Below are 15,012 nucleotides of genomic sequence, written 5' to 3'. Positions count from 1 at the left end.
AGCCTCTTCCCACGATCCATATAATGCTACGAGATAGGGCCTTATGAATACGAAAAGCACTAAATATATAGCTGTTAATCTATGTATCGCGAAGAACAGCCGCTCGTAATTGAGGCTTCTGAACCACTCCCCTATACCCCTGCCGGCTCTCATGGCCTCCTCCTCCTCAGTATTGCGGCTTTTAATAGCTGTATTGCATATCCCGGATCCACGCCGCGGGGACACACGGCGCTACATGTATACGCCAGGTGGCACGGCCACACGCCGTCTTCCGTGTCAATTAGCTTTTTCCTTTCCTCCCATCCCTTGTCCCTACTGTCGGCGCTCCACCTATATGCCGCGTTCAGCGCCATGGGGCCGAGGAACTTGTTGTTAGATCCCAGAATTGGGCACGCAGCCATACACAATCCACACTGGATGCAGTATGCAAAATTATAATACCTTTCGAGCTCCTCAGGCTTCTGGCCAAACTCCTTGTCACTCTCATATACCTCCTTTACATCTCGAATTATATACGGCTTCACCGCCTTCACCTTTTCAAAATCGGGCTCGAGGTCAACCACGAGATCTTTAACAACTTTGTGGTTCCAAAGCGGCTCCACTACTATGTGGCTGTCTCCCAGCTCTGAGAGTAGCGTCTGGCATGCTAGACGAGGCACGCCATTTATCACCATTCCGCAAGACCCGCAAATGGCCATGCGGCAACTATAACGAACCGCCAGTGTGGGGTCTTGTTCCTCTTTTATTTTAACCAGTACATCAAGCACTGAAATCTTTTCCGAAGGCGCCTCGACTCTATACTCCTGCCACCAGGTTCTCGACCCGTCGAATCTCTTCACCTTGACGACTAGGGACTTCATGTTAATACTTCCTTTCTTCCGGTTGCCATTTGGTTATTGTAACTGGCGTATATACTAGCTTCAACTCGCCGCCGTACATATAGACAACTGTGTGCTTAAGCCAGTTAACATCGTCTCTTTTTGGGTAGTCTAACCGGTAGTGGGCTCCCCTAGACTCCGACCTCGCATAGGCGCCGATGCCTACAACCAGTGCTAAATCTAGCATGCCGTCTACTTCAAGCGCATCTTTCAAATTCTGGTTGTAAACACGGCTACTGTCAACAACTCTGAAGGAGGTAAACTCTCTGAGCTTTTTAAGTTTGGCGAGGCCCTCCGCCATGGAAGAACCATGTCTAAATGGTCCGAAGTGCTCCTCCATTATGTCGTTCAACTGTTTCTTCACCTCGTAGGGAGAGGGGGCGTTCTGCTCTTTATGTAGGAGTCTATCAGACACGCGGCTTTCTTCGCTTTTTGCGACGTCAAGCAGTTTCCCGTCTGGCGAGGGGGGTTGCGAGGTCTCCAGGACGTATTTAGCGGCTTGTTCTCCTGTGAGTCTGCCCCAGACAGAGCACTCGCTTAGCGAATTAGAGCCGAGTCTATTAGCGCCGTGTATACTGACGGCCGCCGCCTCGCCAGCTGCCCACAGGCCCCTAACCCATTTGCCGTCCGCAGTCAATACACGGCCCCATGTATCTGTATGTATTCCCCCCATTATGTAGTGGACAGCCGGCCTCACCGGGATGGGCTCCGACAGAACGTCGACGCCGGTGTACTTATGTGCAAGCTCTCTAATAAATGGAATACGTCTGTTAATCTTCTCCTCACCTAGGTGCCTGAGATCCAGCCCGACGTAACACATACCTGATTCGTGCTGGAACCCTCTCCCCTCCATACACTCCGTCAATATGGCCCTCGACACTATATCCCTGGGGGCGAGCTCCATCCTCTGGGGGGCGTACCTTTTCATAAAGCGCTCTCCCTCCTTGTTTATTAGATAACCCCCCTCGCCCCTGGCCGCCTCGCTTACAAGTATCCCGCTAGGGACCAGGGCTGTGGGGTGCCACTGGACAAACTCCATATCCTTTATGGCAAGCCCCGCCCTCAGGGCGTACCCCAGAGTCTCGCCAGTGGTGGAGTGCGCAGTAGTGGTGAAGTGGTAGAGCCTGCCGGCGCCCCCCGTCGCGATAATCCCAGCCTTTCCGTAGAAAAATTTGAACTCTCCTCTCTTCAAGTCGTACGCAGTGACGCCCCTAAATTCACCGTCTTCAATAATGAATTTGGTTACGAAGTGTTCGTGGTATACGTGGATGTTGTCGAATCTCCTGGTTTCTGAAAACAGCGTGGACATTATGAAAAACCCCGTCTTGTCGGCGGCGAAGGTGGTTCTGGGAATCGACATCCCGCCAAAAGGCCTCTGCGAAATCCGGCCATCTGGCTCCCTGCTCCAGGGCACGCCTATTCTCTCGAGATACCTCACCTCCTTAGGCGCGTACTCCACGAGAATCTGTACTGCGTCTTGATCTGCGAGGAAGTCGCTGCCCTTAACGGTGTCGTAGGCATGTAGCTCCAGCGAGTCGCCGGTTTTATCGGGATAGAGAACCGCCGACATGCCGCCTTCTGCAGATAAGCTGTGGCTACGCATCGCCTGTATCTTCGACAAAATTGCTATTGATATCCTCCCGCCGCTGGCCCACGCCGCCGCGGTGGCGGCCCTTAAGCCAGCAATTCCAGAGCCGACTATAATTAGGTCGTACTTCAAAACCTCCATAGTAATTCAGTATGTTTGAGATAATTAATTATTATTTCGACAGGAGCCCAAAGCTTATTCATCTACACGGCGGCAAGGTTTAAAACTACAGATCCAGGGGAGTTAGTGGCTTTATCTGTTGTGTGGATAAGACGTGAGGGTGTAGATCTCTGCGAGGGACAGGTGCTGGCTAGATGTTGCATAGGAGAGATATGTGCAGATGTGCCGATAGACGCCCAGGTGGCGCCCGGCGTCTATCCGCTCGAAGAGGCGGCTAAGTCACCAAGTCTGAAAACGTGTATCGAGGTGTTAAATCGACAGAAAGAAAAAGGTCTGCGGAGAATAGAGGTATGTAAACAGAGAGAATCGACTAAGTGTGCCAAGAAACTCGCGGAACAGATACTTTTGAAATACGGAGGACCCATCCTCCTGGTGGGGTTCAGCGACGGCGTTGCCAATGTGTTGCTTTCTTTTACCGATGGCGCAGTCGCCGACGCCGAGGGCAGGCTCTATCCCTACGAATTTGTAGATATAGCTAACCCGCACAATTGGGTTGAAAAGGCGCGCGTGGTAGTCATCGCGCCAGGGGCGTTGCAATATGTAAACATAGCTGAACTTGTAAAAAAAGCAAAAGAGCTAGGCAAGCCCGTGGTAATGTACGGGGCGTTGTCAGCCCTCTACAAAGACCTGGGTATAGAATATTTCTGTCCATACGGTTTAAAAGTATAGTAAAGCAAGACATATAAGCCAAACACAACACTACCTATGTGAAGTTTTACGAACGCTCAGCTGGCGCCGTAGTATATGCCATAGACAGCCGCGGCGTACTCTACCTACTCCTCCACGGAAAATACGGCTGGGACTTCCCCCACGGCCTAGTCCACCTATACGAAACCGACGAAGCCGCCGCCCTCAGAGAAATACACGAGGAGACCGGGCTTAAAGTCGAGCTAATACCTGCTTTTAGAGAAGAAATCCGCTACAAGTACTCCAAGCGGGGCCGCACCATCTACCGAGAGGTAATATACTTCCTAGCCCGCGCCAGCGACAGAGACGTAACTCTCTCAAAAGAACACGACGCATACATCTGGGCAACCAAAGAAGAGGCGCTCAAACTTATTTCACGCGACGAGACAAGAGCCGTCTTGCTCAAGGCGTGGAGAAAAATCCTAGAAATAGAGAAGCTAATGGAAAAAATTAACTAATTACAGAGACACCCTCAACGGCGTACCACGGATACCTGTAGAACTTATCGCCGCTGATCCTATACCACACAGCGTTGTCCGGCGAATACAGCAGAGCCGCGTAATCAATAAACACAGGCAGTCTTATAAAGTACATGTTAAACCGCAGATCGCTACCCTCAGCGATTATGGGAACAACATACCCGCCGCCAAGCACTAAGGCGCGCTTATATGCAAATTGATAGTTGATAGGCGGCTTGCTTAACGTCACTCTGATATACGGTGACGGAGGTGGAATAATTGGACTGTCTCCAGCTTCCCTAAACGGCCTCACAACACCGGTGATTGGCTCAGAGGTGCCGCACCCGCCGTAAAGCGAAGTCCGAGTAACAATAGCGAAGCCCCGAGCCCCACTGATGGGATACGAAGCCGTCCAAGTTACAGGAACCATAAAAGAGGTGGCTGGCACTGCCAAAATCCTCGACTGACCACCCACACCTGTCCAGATAAACCTGCCAGAGCCCAGATATCCGTGGTACGTCACGCCCTGGTTCCAGAAGTAGCCAGCGAAGAAACCGCTGTCCGTAACTGTATATAGAATTAGTGACGTGTTGATGCATCTCCACCTGAAGTCCGCATACAAGCCCCTTACCAAAGTTGGGGTAGAGACATAGTAGACTCTCCAGTCGCCGGACTCGTATCTCCACGCCCAGTCGTTGCCTCCCCTCACCTCGCTGGCGTTGTACCAGCTGTCAGACCTCCCGGAGGTGAGCACATACTGGGTGTTCTCATGCACGCTGGCCCGCACCACATAGCTCAGCGGCACCACGTAAGAAGTGCCGTTGATATCAAGCACAATTAGCCTCTCATAAACCGTGGGCGCCGCGTTGGAAGGCGGAGTTACCCTCACCACAAACGTGTAGCGCTGACCTGGCGCAAGCGTATAGGCGCCGGGGGTTATGCTCGCATCTGGAGCCGGAACTCTCTTATACGCCACCACCTCCAGGGTGACGGGCACAGATGCTGGGTAGGGCGCCGTGACAGGCATAATATCTATTCTCAAAACGAGCCTCTGGCCGGGTCCCAGCTTAGCCGAGAGTTTCGACACGGGCACCTCCACTGCAGTGCCGCGTTGCCTGCCGTAGTTTATCCACGTAAGCTCATTGGTAGAGATGCGTCCGTTGCCGTCGAGATCCGTCCAGCCGAACACCAGCAACCGAGGCCATACGTTGCTGACGTAGTTAAACTCGGGATCAAAGGCTGAGAAGCTGTAGGCGATTCTAAACACCACGAGATCTGCCTGTCTTAACACACTCTCATCAAAACCTAGTTGTTGCATCGTGAAGTACTCCCCAATTGTCCTCACCGGTACGTTCAATGTCGTGGTCTTCCTGTAGATTGGTGTAAGGATCTGTACGGAGGCTGAGACGGCGAGTTTAGTGCTCAGCGCGGTCACTGTTAATAAGCCAATGGTTTGTCCACCGGGGTTCGCTGAGAGGTACATACTGGTCATGCCGAGGGACGGCTGTGGGACTCCCGTCTGTAGATATGCGGCCCACTGTGGAGTTAATACGTTATTCATAAGGTATCCAAAGTATAGAGGTATGTTAACTCTCCACTGGAAGCTCCAAGAATCGCCGAGATTAACGACGGAGTTTGTCTGGAAGAGGGCCACCGGCGTCTTGGGGGCGGGAAGGCCATAGTAGGCGCGGGCGGCAATGACGGCCGCAGTTGCGTTTACAAAGCCGTGGCCAGCTGTAAACGGCGTGTAGCCAATGTCAATCGCTGTGCTGGCTATGAACTGCCTCACGAGGAACGGATCAACAGCCGCTGGGTCAACCTTATCAGCCACCGCGCTCAGCACAAGCGCGGCTACGCCGGCGGTTAGAGGCGTAGCTTGAGAAGTACCGCCGAATGTGTCCCAGTCCTCTGGTATGCCGTAGTAGTACCTGCCCCACCCAACTGGATAAGCGGCTATCCCAAATGCGCCTATATTAACAACATCGGGCTTTACATAGCCCGCGACCGTCGGCCCCCTTAGGGACCAGCTTATTATGTCGCCCCATCTAAATCCGTAGAAGGGAGTGCCGAGGGCTAGCCAGAAGTGGCCGCTTGTCGCAGCGCCGACCGTAATGGCGCCCACCGCCGCGCCGGGGCTAGTAATTGTGCCAAAGCCGTAGCCGCCGTTTCCACCTGCATGCACCACCACGATGCCTGGGTAGTCTCTGTCAAGGAACCCCCGCGCCGCCAGGGCGTTTATCACCGCGGACTCGAAATCGTAGCCGAACGCGGCGTAGTCGTAGATAAATACAGAGATCCCCCAGCTGTTGCTAATGACGTGGGCCCTTTTTTGCCTAGTCCAGTACCACTGACCGTCTTGGTTAACGTCAAAGCCGGCGGCCCACATCATGCCAGCCTCGACCATGCCCCACCACAGACCCTTTACGCCGAGCACCTTGGCCCCAGGAGCGACGCCTCTGAGCCTCTGCTGGCCTAGGTAGCCGAGGTTGTACACAGCCCTTCCCCTCCCGGCGGCGACTGAGCTACAGGCGGTGCCGTGGCTATTGAAGTCGTAGAATATGCTTAGGTAGTTACCGGAGAGGTCCCAGCCCGGGTAGAACTTGGCGTATACATCTAGCCACAGCCCCCAGTCGTAGAAGTAGCCCCCGGCGACGCCGAGGCTAATAGTCGGCGCCGCTAGGCTGTCTACTATGAGTCTGTTGCCGAAGTACCTCAGCTCTGGGTCGTCTGAGAAGTCGCAGTTGTTGTTCAGATCGACACGCGCCGCCGTGTAGACCCCAGGCTGGTCAGGGTCGTACATCACCACGCCCACCTTTACGACGCCGCCGTACCACGGTATGTAGAGATAAGTCATGCCAAACTTGTAAACACCACTCTTACTCAACAAGCCGGTGACAGAATAGTTACAGGCGGCGTTGACTCTGTACCTCCACGGTCCGTCTATAACATAGAATATCTTGCCGCTTGTCTGCAAAATGCCCCCAGAAGCCGTGAAGCTCTTGAGAAGGATCACCTGTGACTCGTCTGCGTCGAGTACGAGGGGCTCGGCGCTGGCTACCTGAGCGAGTGGTAGTGTTGATGTCTGCCCCCGTAGCGTCTTGTACTGCAGTGATCCTCCAACTAGGGCAATCGCGGAGGCGGTGATCTCTCTGCCGTCTGTGGTTTTAATGAGCCAGGCCAAGGCGTCTTGGAGATCTGGGTGTCCGTAGTCCACACCTGTGTCCACGATGGCGATAACTACGCCGGTGCCGTTCACGCCGAAGAGTTGCTCAACTCTGCTGGCGCCGATGATCTCCCTCATTACGGGAAGAGTGGGCTGTGGGGTGCCCTCTCCCTTTTCTAATAGGCTAGCAACGTCGGTAAAGAACTCTCTCGGGGGTATCTCCGGTATGACCTTCACGAAGATGGACTCGACGTAGGGCGAGTCCACTATAGACCTCAAAGCGCTGGCCGGGCCTTTATAGTACAGCGTAGCGGAGGCGCCGTCTAGCCTACCCCGGAGCTCTAATCCGTTAATGGACACGACCGCTACTTTCACCTCTTTCCCTAGTACTACAGCTGTTTCTGTCTCAGGCGTTGACTTCCACTGGGAGGCAAATGCGTATACATCTGACACCACGACTTTTGCGAGGACGGGTGTGTCTGTATCAAGTATTGCTGGATTCGCTCCTGAGATTTTGAAGGTCTGGGCGAATGCGAGAACCGTAGCGATTAACAGTACTGCTAGTAGGTATCCCCTCATAACCAATACAATTCGTACTATTTTTAAGTGTTTTTGCTATGTTACCCCTTTTATACTGAACCTCTTTTAGGTACGTGAAGATGACGATAGTAATTAGGAAGGATTTGAAGATCTCTTGTGGCAAAGCCGCGGCTCAGGCGGGCCACGCGGCGGTTGAATGTGTCTTGCTGGCTATGGAAGATGCGAGGTGGCGTAGGTGGCTCGACCAGTGGCTGGGGGAGGGCCAGAAGAAGGTGGTGCTGGCCGCGGATGACGTTGCCCACCTCTATCAGCTACATGAAAAGGCGAAGGAGCTTGGCCTCCCAACGGCTGTTGTCGTGGACGCCGGCCTCACCGAGGTACCACCTGGCACCCCAACGGCAATTTGCGTGGGGCCGGGACCGGACGAGCTGGTGGATAAGGTTACAGGCTCGCTTAAGCTCTACAGGTAAAGTATATATTTGCCGTTGTGTGTCCGCCTATGCGCTTGGTTTATGCATATGCGGGCTTTTCGCTGGGGGTGGCGCTGTACTTCCTTGTGCTCACCGCGCTGGGCCTCCGGACGCCGGACATCTCCATCGGGGCGGCGCGGGTAAACCTCTTCGTAGTAGTCGCCGCGGCCTTTGTAATCTTTACGCTCTACGTGGTGTACCGCCTCACAGAGAGACGTAGTTAAGAAACTCCCCCTCCCCGACCCTTGCCTTGACCTCCTCCAGAGACTTGTAGGGCCTCCCCCCTATCAAGGCCTTGAGCTTTTTCCCAGTTATGCCGGGGAGGTGTCTCAAGACGCGCTTATCAGCCGTGTTTATGTTTACGGGGTGGGGCAGTGCCAGTACGCTCCTGGCCCCGTGGTCCACAACGACGACGTCTATATACCTCCCCAGCTCAACTCTCGTAGGTATGTACACGAGGAGGGGGTAAGAGCCCACCTGTCTCGCGTATGTGCCGCCGTGGTAGTACACCTCGGTGTACACCTCTCTTAGGACGGTGCCCCGCGGGACGATTCTCCTAAGCATCTCCTTGTCAAAAACCTCCCTCACCCACTTCTTGAACTGGCGGAACCACATCTTGTGCTCTCTGAGTCTCGCGGTGAGCTTCCTCGCCTCGGGCCACAGGCGGGAGCTTGGGAAGATGAGTAGCTGTCTGATATTTACCCTCCTCACAAGTAGGTTCCTCTCCAGTATTTTGCTGAGAAACTCAACGTTTAGACGGTAGGTTTCGCGGGTCTCCCCGGGTAGGCCTGCGATGAAGTTTACACCGGCGAGTAGGTACGGCATGCCGTTGTGTCCTCTCACAGATCCGTACCTAGTGAAGATTTCGATGGCCTCCAGAGCCTCCTCCGGCCCTACTTTTAAGTTATTGATCTTCACGACGCGGGGGTCTGCGGTTTCTATCCCCATGGCCGCGACGTTGCCCGGCGTGCCGTAGCTGACTAGGAGCTTAGTTATTTCAATGGACTCAGTCTTCCACCTAGCCACAGTGCCCGGGTTGACGTTGTCTATGTGTAGCGTCTTCAGGCCGGGAGCGGCGCTCCTTATCCCAACTAGTAGCTTCTCAATCGCGGCGGGGTTGGGTCTTGGGAAGTCGTCGCGGCCTACGTCGTGGGCCATGTAGGTGTAGAAATCGGCTTGCCTCCCCAGCCTGAAATGGACAACTCCCGCCTTGTAGAGCGCCTCTACCTCCCTCACCACGCCCTCTATGGGCCGAGTCGCAACGGGGCCGTAGGCCACCGTGGTGCAGAAAGAACAGCCGCCTGAGACGTACCTAGGACATGAGCGGTATGTTTCTATCTCCACGATCAGGTTGCGGCCGTGGTTTGGGTGTTGCTGGGCGATTTTGGCCCCCCGCGTTGCGAATATATCAACGAGTTTGAAGTCCTCGTGTCTTTCAGATGGGTGCGCCTTCTCCACTCCGTCTTTTAAAATGCGGTAAACTACAAGATCCACGTCTCCGCTGACGACGTAGTCGTAGTACCTGCGGAATTTATAGGGAGGCACCGCCACGGAGCCGCCCGCGATGCCGTAGCCAAACTTGGCCACGGGCCCGCCCAGCACCTTTACAAGCCCCTCTACGCGGCCTATGTCAAGTAGCTCGTCTAGGGCAATCGGCGTGCCACCCAGATACTTCCCGGGGGTCGTCACGCCGGCTATCACCACTACCAAGTCGTATCTAGACAACTGGCTCAGGTGAGCCGGCCAGTCGGCTCTGAGTTGATCTACCGTGAAGTAATGCACGGCGTCTACCTCCGCGAGGTCTGCGGCGCCGGCTACGTATCTTGCATACACGTCGAGGTAGGGCGGCACGCCGAGGCCAGCCGGCTCGTCTGTGTAGCCGTCTACTATGGCAATTCTCACGCCTTGTTTTCGAAGTGGGTTAATAGGTTTTTATACATCCTATTTATAGCTACCGATGGTCAAGATACCATTTTGCGAATTCTGTGTAAAGACGCGTGTGTTGTGCCAGAAGTGCCAGTCGCTTATAGACAGCGGGAGGTATCAGTGGCTTGACGTAGAGGTTTCAGACGCGTTGCTGAAGGTGAGCAAGAAAATAAATTTGGCTGATGTTGAATATGTAAAGTCTTACGAAGTGGACGACTTGGTTATTGTATTGATGAGAAACGTGAAGAGGATCCCGCGTGGAGCCTACGCGCAACTTGAGAAAGAGCTGTCGTCGCAACTTGGGAGAAGCGTCAAGATCGTGGAGCACGGCAACGTAAATGAGGTAATTGCCCAGCTGGTGTCGCCGGCGAGACTGCTGACTATTTCCACCTCTTGGTTGCCTGACGGCACTACGGAGACTGTCGTTAAGATCCCCTCGCGGGAGTTGAGGAGGTTGCCTATAAGACCTGAGAGGTTGCAGGCGATTATTGGCCAGATATCTGGGGCTAACGTAAAGGTGGAGCTGGTGAGGGAACGGGAGTTAAGGGCATAGTTTTTTACCTAAAGTCTTTCTCCACCTCGTGTATCCAAAAAAGACCCACTGGACTGTGGACATCACACCTGCGCTCCACGGCTCCGAGGTTGTGGTTGCTGGATGGGTATGGGAGCTGAGGGATATTGGGAAGATTAAGTTTATCGTGTTGAGAGACCGGGAGGGGTTTGTACAAATCACTCTCAAGGCAGGTAAAACACCTGAAAACCTGTTCAAGATCTTTGCAGAACTAGGCAGGGAGGACGTCATCGTCGTTAGGGGGGTAGTGGAGGCTAGTAAAATTGCCAAGAGCGGCGTGGAGATCTTCCCCCGCGAGATGTGGGTCTTAAACAAGGCCAAGCCTCTTCCTATCGATGTTTGGTCTGAGACCCCGGATTTAGCCACTAGGTTGAGGTGGCGTTCTGTAGATCTAAAGAGGCCGCGTAACTTAGCTATCTTCTCTCTGGCTTCCGCCATGTTGCGGACTATTAGAGATGTGCTGTATGGCGAGGGCTTCGTGGAGGTTTTTACGCCTAAGATCATAGTCACAAGTACCGAGGGCGGCGCTGAGCTGTTCCCCGTCTTGTACTTCGAGAGGGTGGCCTACCTATCCCAAAGCCCGCAACTCTACAAGGAGCAGCTAACCGCCTCGCTTGAGAGGGTCTTCGAGATCGGCCCGGCGTACCGGGCCGAGAAGCACAACACGGATTACCACCTGAACGAGTTCATCTCAGTCGACGCGGAGGCCGCCTTCATGGACTACACAGACATCATGAACATACTGGAGAAGATGACTAAGAACCTGGCGAAAACCATAGCGTCTTTCGCCACAAAGCTAGATGAAGTGGGGGTCAAGCCAGTTGTGACTGAGGTGCGAAGCGTGCCGAGGGTAGATTACGACGAGGCGGTAGATCGGCTTAGACGGCTTGGGTTTGCGGTGAACTGGGGCGACGACCTCACGGTGGAGATGCAGAAGGCTCTTATGAAGTTCTACGGCCCCGTGTACTTTCTTGTTAACTTCCCGGCGTCGCTCCGCCCGTTCTACACCAAGAGGAGAGATGGCGAGAAGAGCGAGTCGTACGACCTTATAATAAACGGGATAGAGGTGGCGTCGGGCGCCACTAGGATACACAGACGTGACGAGTTGGAGGAGGAGATGAGGAAAAGGGGCCTCGACCCGAGGCTCTTCGAAGCCCATCTCTCGGTGTTTGACTACGGAATGCCGCCGCACGCCGGCTTTGGCCTCGGCTTCAACCGTCTGGTGACGGCGATGCTTGGGCTAGACAACGTGAGACACGCCACTCTATACCCCCGCGACAGGTATAGAGTCGAGCCCTAGTCGCCGCCTTTAAGAGGGACAAACATTACATAAGTCACGGCCCGCCTCTCCACTCTATCTCCCCTTTTCACCACCTTATACAGCACCTGGCCCAGCCGCTCCTCCACGGGTATCACCAAAACACCGCCGTCTTTTAACTGCTTCACCAGCGCCGGGGGTATGGAGCTGGCGGCGGCCGTTACAATTACGGCGTCAAACGGGGAATGCTTCTCAAGACCTTTCGTCCCATCTCCGTGGTAAACCTCCACCACGCCCCAGTAGCCCAGCCTCTCGAGGTTCTGCGTTGCGTATATGGCCAGCTCTTTCACAATTTCTATTGTGTAAACCTTTCCCTTCCTCTCAATAGCCTCGGCGCATACGGCTGCGTGGTACCCCGACCCTGTCCCCACCTCTAAAATCTTCATCCCAGGCCTAGGCTCCACCAGCTCGCACATCATGGCAACCATATGAGGCGCCGAGATAGTGGCGCCTGCGAACAGCGGCAGGGGCCGGTCCTCGTAGGCCATCATTCGGTACTCAGGCATGACGAACTCCTCCCGGGGCACAGCCACCAGCGCCTTCTTTACCCGCTCACTCCGTACAATACCGTCGCGCTCCAACTCCTCCACAAGTCTCTGGGCCATGCTAGAAAAACGAGTCGAGCGAGGAGGTTCTAAGCTTGCCGCGTGCCTTTCTCAACCTCTCTAAGGCTTTTTCAACCCTCTCCTCGCTGAAGTCGTGTTCTCGTACCAAGAAGTCTCTCAGCCTTTCCTCATCTGGGGTTTTTACCTCTGTTGTGTATTCGTCGGTAACTGGCGGCTGTAGAAAGAATCTTTTTATCTCCAGGGGATTTACGGGGAAGTGAACCCCCTTCAACACCGTGTCAAGCATTTTCTCAAGCGAGCCAAATTCCCAAATGAGCTTCAACGCCTTCTGCGGCCCCATGCCGGGCACGCCATCTGGGTTGTAGTCTGTGCCCAGTAGAATGGCTAAGTCTATGAGTTGCTCCCTGTTCTTGAGCCTCAGCGCCTTGAGCACCGCGTCTAGCTCAATTATCTCAGGCGCGAGCTCCACCACCTCCTCGCCGACCCTGCGTTTTGGAGACACGGCGAGGTTTCTCACCAACCTCGGCGAGCCGAATAGTAAGGCGTCGTAGTCTTGACTGCCGACAGCCCAACAGTGGCCTTTCACGACCATGTAGGCGGCTTGCGCCTCCCCCTCACTAGGCGCTTGGACCCAAGGCACGCCCATGTATGACAGCAACTTCCTAGACTCCTCCACCATCTCGCTTGTGATAAAAACAGCTCTCTTGGCGTATTTTATCACATCTTCCCTCCTCCCCTCTTTTAACGCCTTTACCACCTCCTCCATCGCCTTCTCACGCGTCTTCCTTCTCGACTCTATTTCGGCTAGCTTAAACTCTGGAGGCTTTCCGTCAAAAACGTAAACCGGCTTTATCCCAGACTCGAGCAGATTGATGGTGCGGTAGAAGAGGCCGGAGAGGTGGCTGGTGATCCTCCCCTCTCTATCCATTAACGGAGTGCCGTCGGGCTGTCTTATAGACGCCAGGAATTGATAAAGAGCGTTGTACGCGTCGAGGGATACGCACCTCCCCGCCAAGTTCTCTAGCTTGACCTCTCTGCGTACTTCCTTGCCTATGAGCTTGCCCAGCTCTACAACACCCACGTAATGCCGGGGGCGGCTATTTATATTATCTACGCCGAGAAATCTGGTAGATATCCCTCCCCTCCCTCTTAACTCTTCTAACGTGGATCTTTTTGTAGATCTCCAGAGCCAGGAGGGCTTTCATAAGCTCCTCGTCGGAGATGTTAACACTAGCACGTTTTAGCAAAGTCTTTACGTCGTCGCTTGTGATCGTCTCCTGCCGCTTTAAAAGCATCTCTATTACGTTGCCGACGGTGGTTATAATCATAGGTATAGAGGAGGCGCCGCCTTGGCCTTGGTGGCGACGGTAAGCTGCCTGGCTTTCTCCAGCCACGACTCGTAGAACTTCAACATGTCCTGCGTCACAGAAGGCCTCACCTTTTTCAACGCCTCTTCGAAGTGTCTCATAGAGACCTCCTTTGCGTTGATGTCTTCTCTCAAGGCGAGGAACGTGGCTTCGCGGACCAGTAGCTCAAGATCGGCGCCGGAGTACCCCTCAGTCCTCCTAGCCAACTCCTCTAGATCGACGTCCTTAGCCAGCGGGGTGGCTCTGGTGTGTATAAGCAGTATCTCAAGCCTGGCTTTGAAGTCCGGCGGGGGCACATATATAATTCTGTCAAAACGCCCCGGCCTCAGCAGGGCTGGGTCCACCAAATCCGGCCTATTAGTGGCGGCTATCACCACGACGTTTTCCAGAGCCTTAATCCCGTCCATCTCAGCCAGCAGTTGGGCTACAACGCGCTCGCTCACTAACGAATCGACGCCGATGCCCCTCGCCGTGGCCAGGGCGTCAATTTCGTCAATAAACACTACGCAGGGCGCGGCCATGCGCGCCTTTCTAAATATCTCCCTAACCATTTTCTCAGACTCGCCAACCCACTTAGAAAAGATCTCAGGCCCCCTAACCGCTATGAAGTTGGCTCCGGACTCAGTAGCCACCGCCTTTGCCAAAAGCGTCTTGCCTGTACCCGGCGGGCCGAAGAGCAACAAGCCCTTGGGAGGTCTAAGGCCGAATTTCTTAAACCTATCCGGGTACTTCAAAGGCCACTCTACAGCCTCTCTCAACTCCTGCTTCACATTTTCCAATCCTCCGATATCCTCCCAACGGACGTGGGGAACCTCTATATGGATCTCTCTCAGCGCCGACGGGATAATCTCCTTCAAAGCAGCCGTGAAGTCCGCCATCGTCACTTTAATCTTCTCAAACACCTCAGGAGGCAACGACGGCTGGTTCAAGTCAATCAACCCGCTCTGAATAGCCCGCCTCAACGCAGACATAGCCGCCTCCCTCGCAAGCGCCGCCAAGTCTGCCCCGGAGAATCCATGAGTAACCTCTGCCAACTTTCTCAAATCAACATCGGGAGCCAGCGGCATATTCCGGGTGTGAATCTGCAGAATTTCGTACCTCCCCTTGAAATCAGGCGGATTAATCCAAATCTCTCTGTCGAATCTTCCTGGTCTTCTTAGGGCTGGGTCTACTGCGTCTGGTCTGTTGGTGGCGCCTATTACCACCACCTGCCCCCTCTCTTGTAGTCCGTCCATTAGTGTTAGGAGTTGGGCTACTACTCTCTTCTCCACCTCCCCCGTCACCTCCTCCCGCTTGGGGG

14 protein-coding genes are annotated in these 15,012 nt (G+C 54.3%); 6 read left to right on the top strand and 8 right to left on the bottom strand.

Features of this window, described 5'->3' with window-relative positions:
* Positions 1 to 149: 149 nt before the first annotated feature.
* A complete protein-coding gene (locus ACP5J3_RS05135; RefSeq protein ID WP_428494686.1) occupies positions 150 to 860 on the bottom strand; it encodes a succinate dehydrogenase iron-sulfur subunit in 711 nt (236 codons plus the stop codon).
* A 1-nt stretch (position 861) separates the two neighbouring features.
* Positions 862 to 2,607, bottom strand: coding sequence for a succinate dehydrogenase/fumarate reductase flavoprotein subunit (locus tag ACP5J3_RS05130; RefSeq protein WP_428494685.1), 1,746 nt, complete (start codon positions 2,605 to 2,607; stop codon positions 862 to 864).
* A gap of 105 nt (positions 2,608 to 2,712) precedes the next feature.
* Here ACP5J3_RS05130 and ACP5J3_RS05125 point away from each other — a divergent pair, with 105 nt between their 5' ends.
* Positions 2,713 to 3,315: a hypothetical protein gene (locus tag ACP5J3_RS05125; RefSeq protein ID WP_428494684.1), complete on the top strand. Its 603-nt coding sequence runs from the start codon at positions 2,713 to 2,715 to the stop codon at positions 3,313 to 3,315.
* 38 nt (positions 3,316 to 3,353) lie between these two features.
* A complete protein-coding gene (locus tag ACP5J3_RS05120) occupies positions 3,354 to 3,791 on the top strand; it encodes a bis(5'-nucleosyl)-tetraphosphatase (protein ID WP_263246017.1) in 438 nt (145 codons plus the stop codon).
* Here ACP5J3_RS05120 and ACP5J3_RS05115 read toward each other — a convergent pair.
* Positions 3,784 to 7,533 carry a S8 family serine peptidase gene (locus ACP5J3_RS05115; protein WP_428494683.1) on the bottom strand — a complete coding sequence of 1,250 codons (3,750 nt, stop codon included), beginning with the start codon at positions 7,531 to 7,533 and terminating at the stop codon, positions 3,784 to 3,786. The two genes, ACP5J3_RS05120 and ACP5J3_RS05115, sit on opposite strands and share 8 nt — an antisense overlap.
* Before the next feature lie 80 nt (positions 7,534 to 7,613).
* On the opposite strand from ACP5J3_RS05115, the gene pth2 reads away from it, so the two are divergent.
* Both pth2 and ACP5J3_RS05105 read left to right on the top strand, forming a co-directional pair.
* The gene (gene pth2 / locus ACP5J3_RS05110) at positions 7,614 to 7,964 is read left to right on the top strand and encodes a peptidyl-tRNA hydrolase Pth2 (protein ID WP_428494687.1); all 351 of its coding nucleotides are present in this window, start codon (positions 7,614 to 7,616) and stop codon (positions 7,962 to 7,964) included.
* A 29-nt stretch (positions 7,965 to 7,993) separates the two neighbouring features.
* Entirely contained in the window at positions 7,994 to 8,188 is a 195-nt protein-coding gene (locus ACP5J3_RS05105) for a hypothetical protein (protein ID WP_014289426.1), read from the top strand.
* Here the strand turns inward: ACP5J3_RS05105 and ACP5J3_RS05100 are convergent.
* Positions 8,169 to 9,866, bottom strand: coding sequence for a radical SAM protein (locus ACP5J3_RS05100; protein WP_428494682.1), 1,698 nt, complete (start codon positions 9,864 to 9,866; stop codon positions 8,169 to 8,171). The two genes, ACP5J3_RS05105 and ACP5J3_RS05100, sit on opposite strands and share 20 nt — an antisense overlap.
* Positions 9,867 to 9,921: 55 nt before the next feature.
* Between ACP5J3_RS05100 and ACP5J3_RS05095 the strand changes: the two genes are divergently transcribed.
* The gene (locus ACP5J3_RS05095) at positions 9,922 to 10,443 is read left to right on the top strand and encodes a transcription elongation factor NusA (protein WP_263246026.1); all 522 of its coding nucleotides are present in this window, start codon (positions 9,922 to 9,924) and stop codon (positions 10,441 to 10,443) included.
* Positions 10,444 to 10,471: 28 nt separating this feature from the next.
* Positions 10,472 to 11,761, top strand: coding sequence for an aspartate--tRNA(Asn) ligase (gene aspS / locus ACP5J3_RS05090; RefSeq protein ID WP_428494681.1), 1,290 nt, complete (start codon positions 10,472 to 10,474; stop codon positions 11,759 to 11,761).
* Here aspS and ACP5J3_RS05085 read toward each other — a convergent pair.
* From ACP5J3_RS05085 to ACP5J3_RS05070, 4 genes are all read right to left on the bottom strand, one after another.
* Entirely contained in the window at positions 11,758 to 12,384 is a 627-nt protein-coding gene (locus ACP5J3_RS05085; RefSeq protein WP_428494680.1) for a protein-L-isoaspartate(D-aspartate) O-methyltransferase, read from the bottom strand. The genes aspS and ACP5J3_RS05085 overlap by 4 nt on opposite strands.
* 1 nt (position 12,385) lies before the next feature.
* On the bottom strand, positions 12,386 to 13,426 hold the full coding sequence (gene fen, locus ACP5J3_RS05080) for a flap endonuclease-1 (RefSeq protein WP_428494679.1): 1,041 nt from the start codon (positions 13,424 to 13,426) through the stop codon (positions 12,386 to 12,388).
* Positions 13,427 to 13,451: 25 nt separating this feature from the next.
* Positions 13,452 to 13,673, bottom strand: a complete 222-nt coding sequence (locus tag ACP5J3_RS05075; RefSeq protein WP_428494678.1) for a hypothetical protein — start codon at positions 13,671 to 13,673, stop codon at positions 13,452 to 13,454.
* Positions 13,670 to 15,012 (bottom strand): AAA family ATPase (locus ACP5J3_RS05070; protein WP_428494677.1); only part of this gene is annotated, 1,343 nt, incomplete at its 5' end. The genes ACP5J3_RS05070 and ACP5J3_RS05075, both read right to left, overlap by 4 nt.

Source organism: Pyrobaculum sp. (assembly GCF_049971835.1).
Classification (GTDB): domain Archaea; phylum Thermoproteota; class Thermoprotei; order Thermoproteales; family Thermoproteaceae; genus Pyrobaculum.
Note: the sequence above shows the minus strand (reverse complement) of the source record. Positions and strands in the feature narration are given on the sequence as shown.

Excerpts from the sequence above, each read along its gene's own strand:
- ACP5J3_RS05115 (WP_428494683.1), bottom strand. The coding sequence starts at position 7,533 with ATGAGGGGATACCTACTAGCAGTACTGTTAATCGCTACGGTTCTCGCA.
- ACP5J3_RS05105 (WP_014289426.1), top strand. The coding sequence starts at position 7,994 with ATGCGCTTGGTTTATGCATATGCGGGCTTTTCGCTGGGGGTGGCGCTG.
- ACP5J3_RS05085 (WP_428494680.1), bottom strand. The coding sequence starts at position 12,384 with ATGGCCCAGAGACTTGTGGAGGAGTTGGAGCGCGACGGTATTGTACGG.
- ACP5J3_RS05135 (WP_428494686.1), bottom strand. The coding sequence starts at position 860 with ATGAAGTCCCTAGTCGTCAAGGTGAAGAGATTCGACGGGTCGAGAACC.
- ACP5J3_RS05130 (WP_428494685.1), bottom strand. The coding sequence starts at position 2,607 with ATGGAGGTTTTGAAGTACGACCTAATTATAGTCGGCTCTGGAATTGCT.
- ACP5J3_RS05075 (WP_428494678.1), bottom strand. The coding sequence starts at position 13,673 with ATGATTATAACCACCGTCGGCAACGTAATAGAGATGCTTTTAAAGCGG.
- pth2 (WP_428494687.1), top strand. The coding sequence starts at position 7,614 with ATGACGATAGTAATTAGGAAGGATTTGAAGATCTCTTGTGGCAAAGCC.
- ACP5J3_RS05095 (WP_263246026.1), top strand. The coding sequence starts at position 9,922 with ATGGTCAAGATACCATTTTGCGAATTCTGTGTAAAGACGCGTGTGTTG.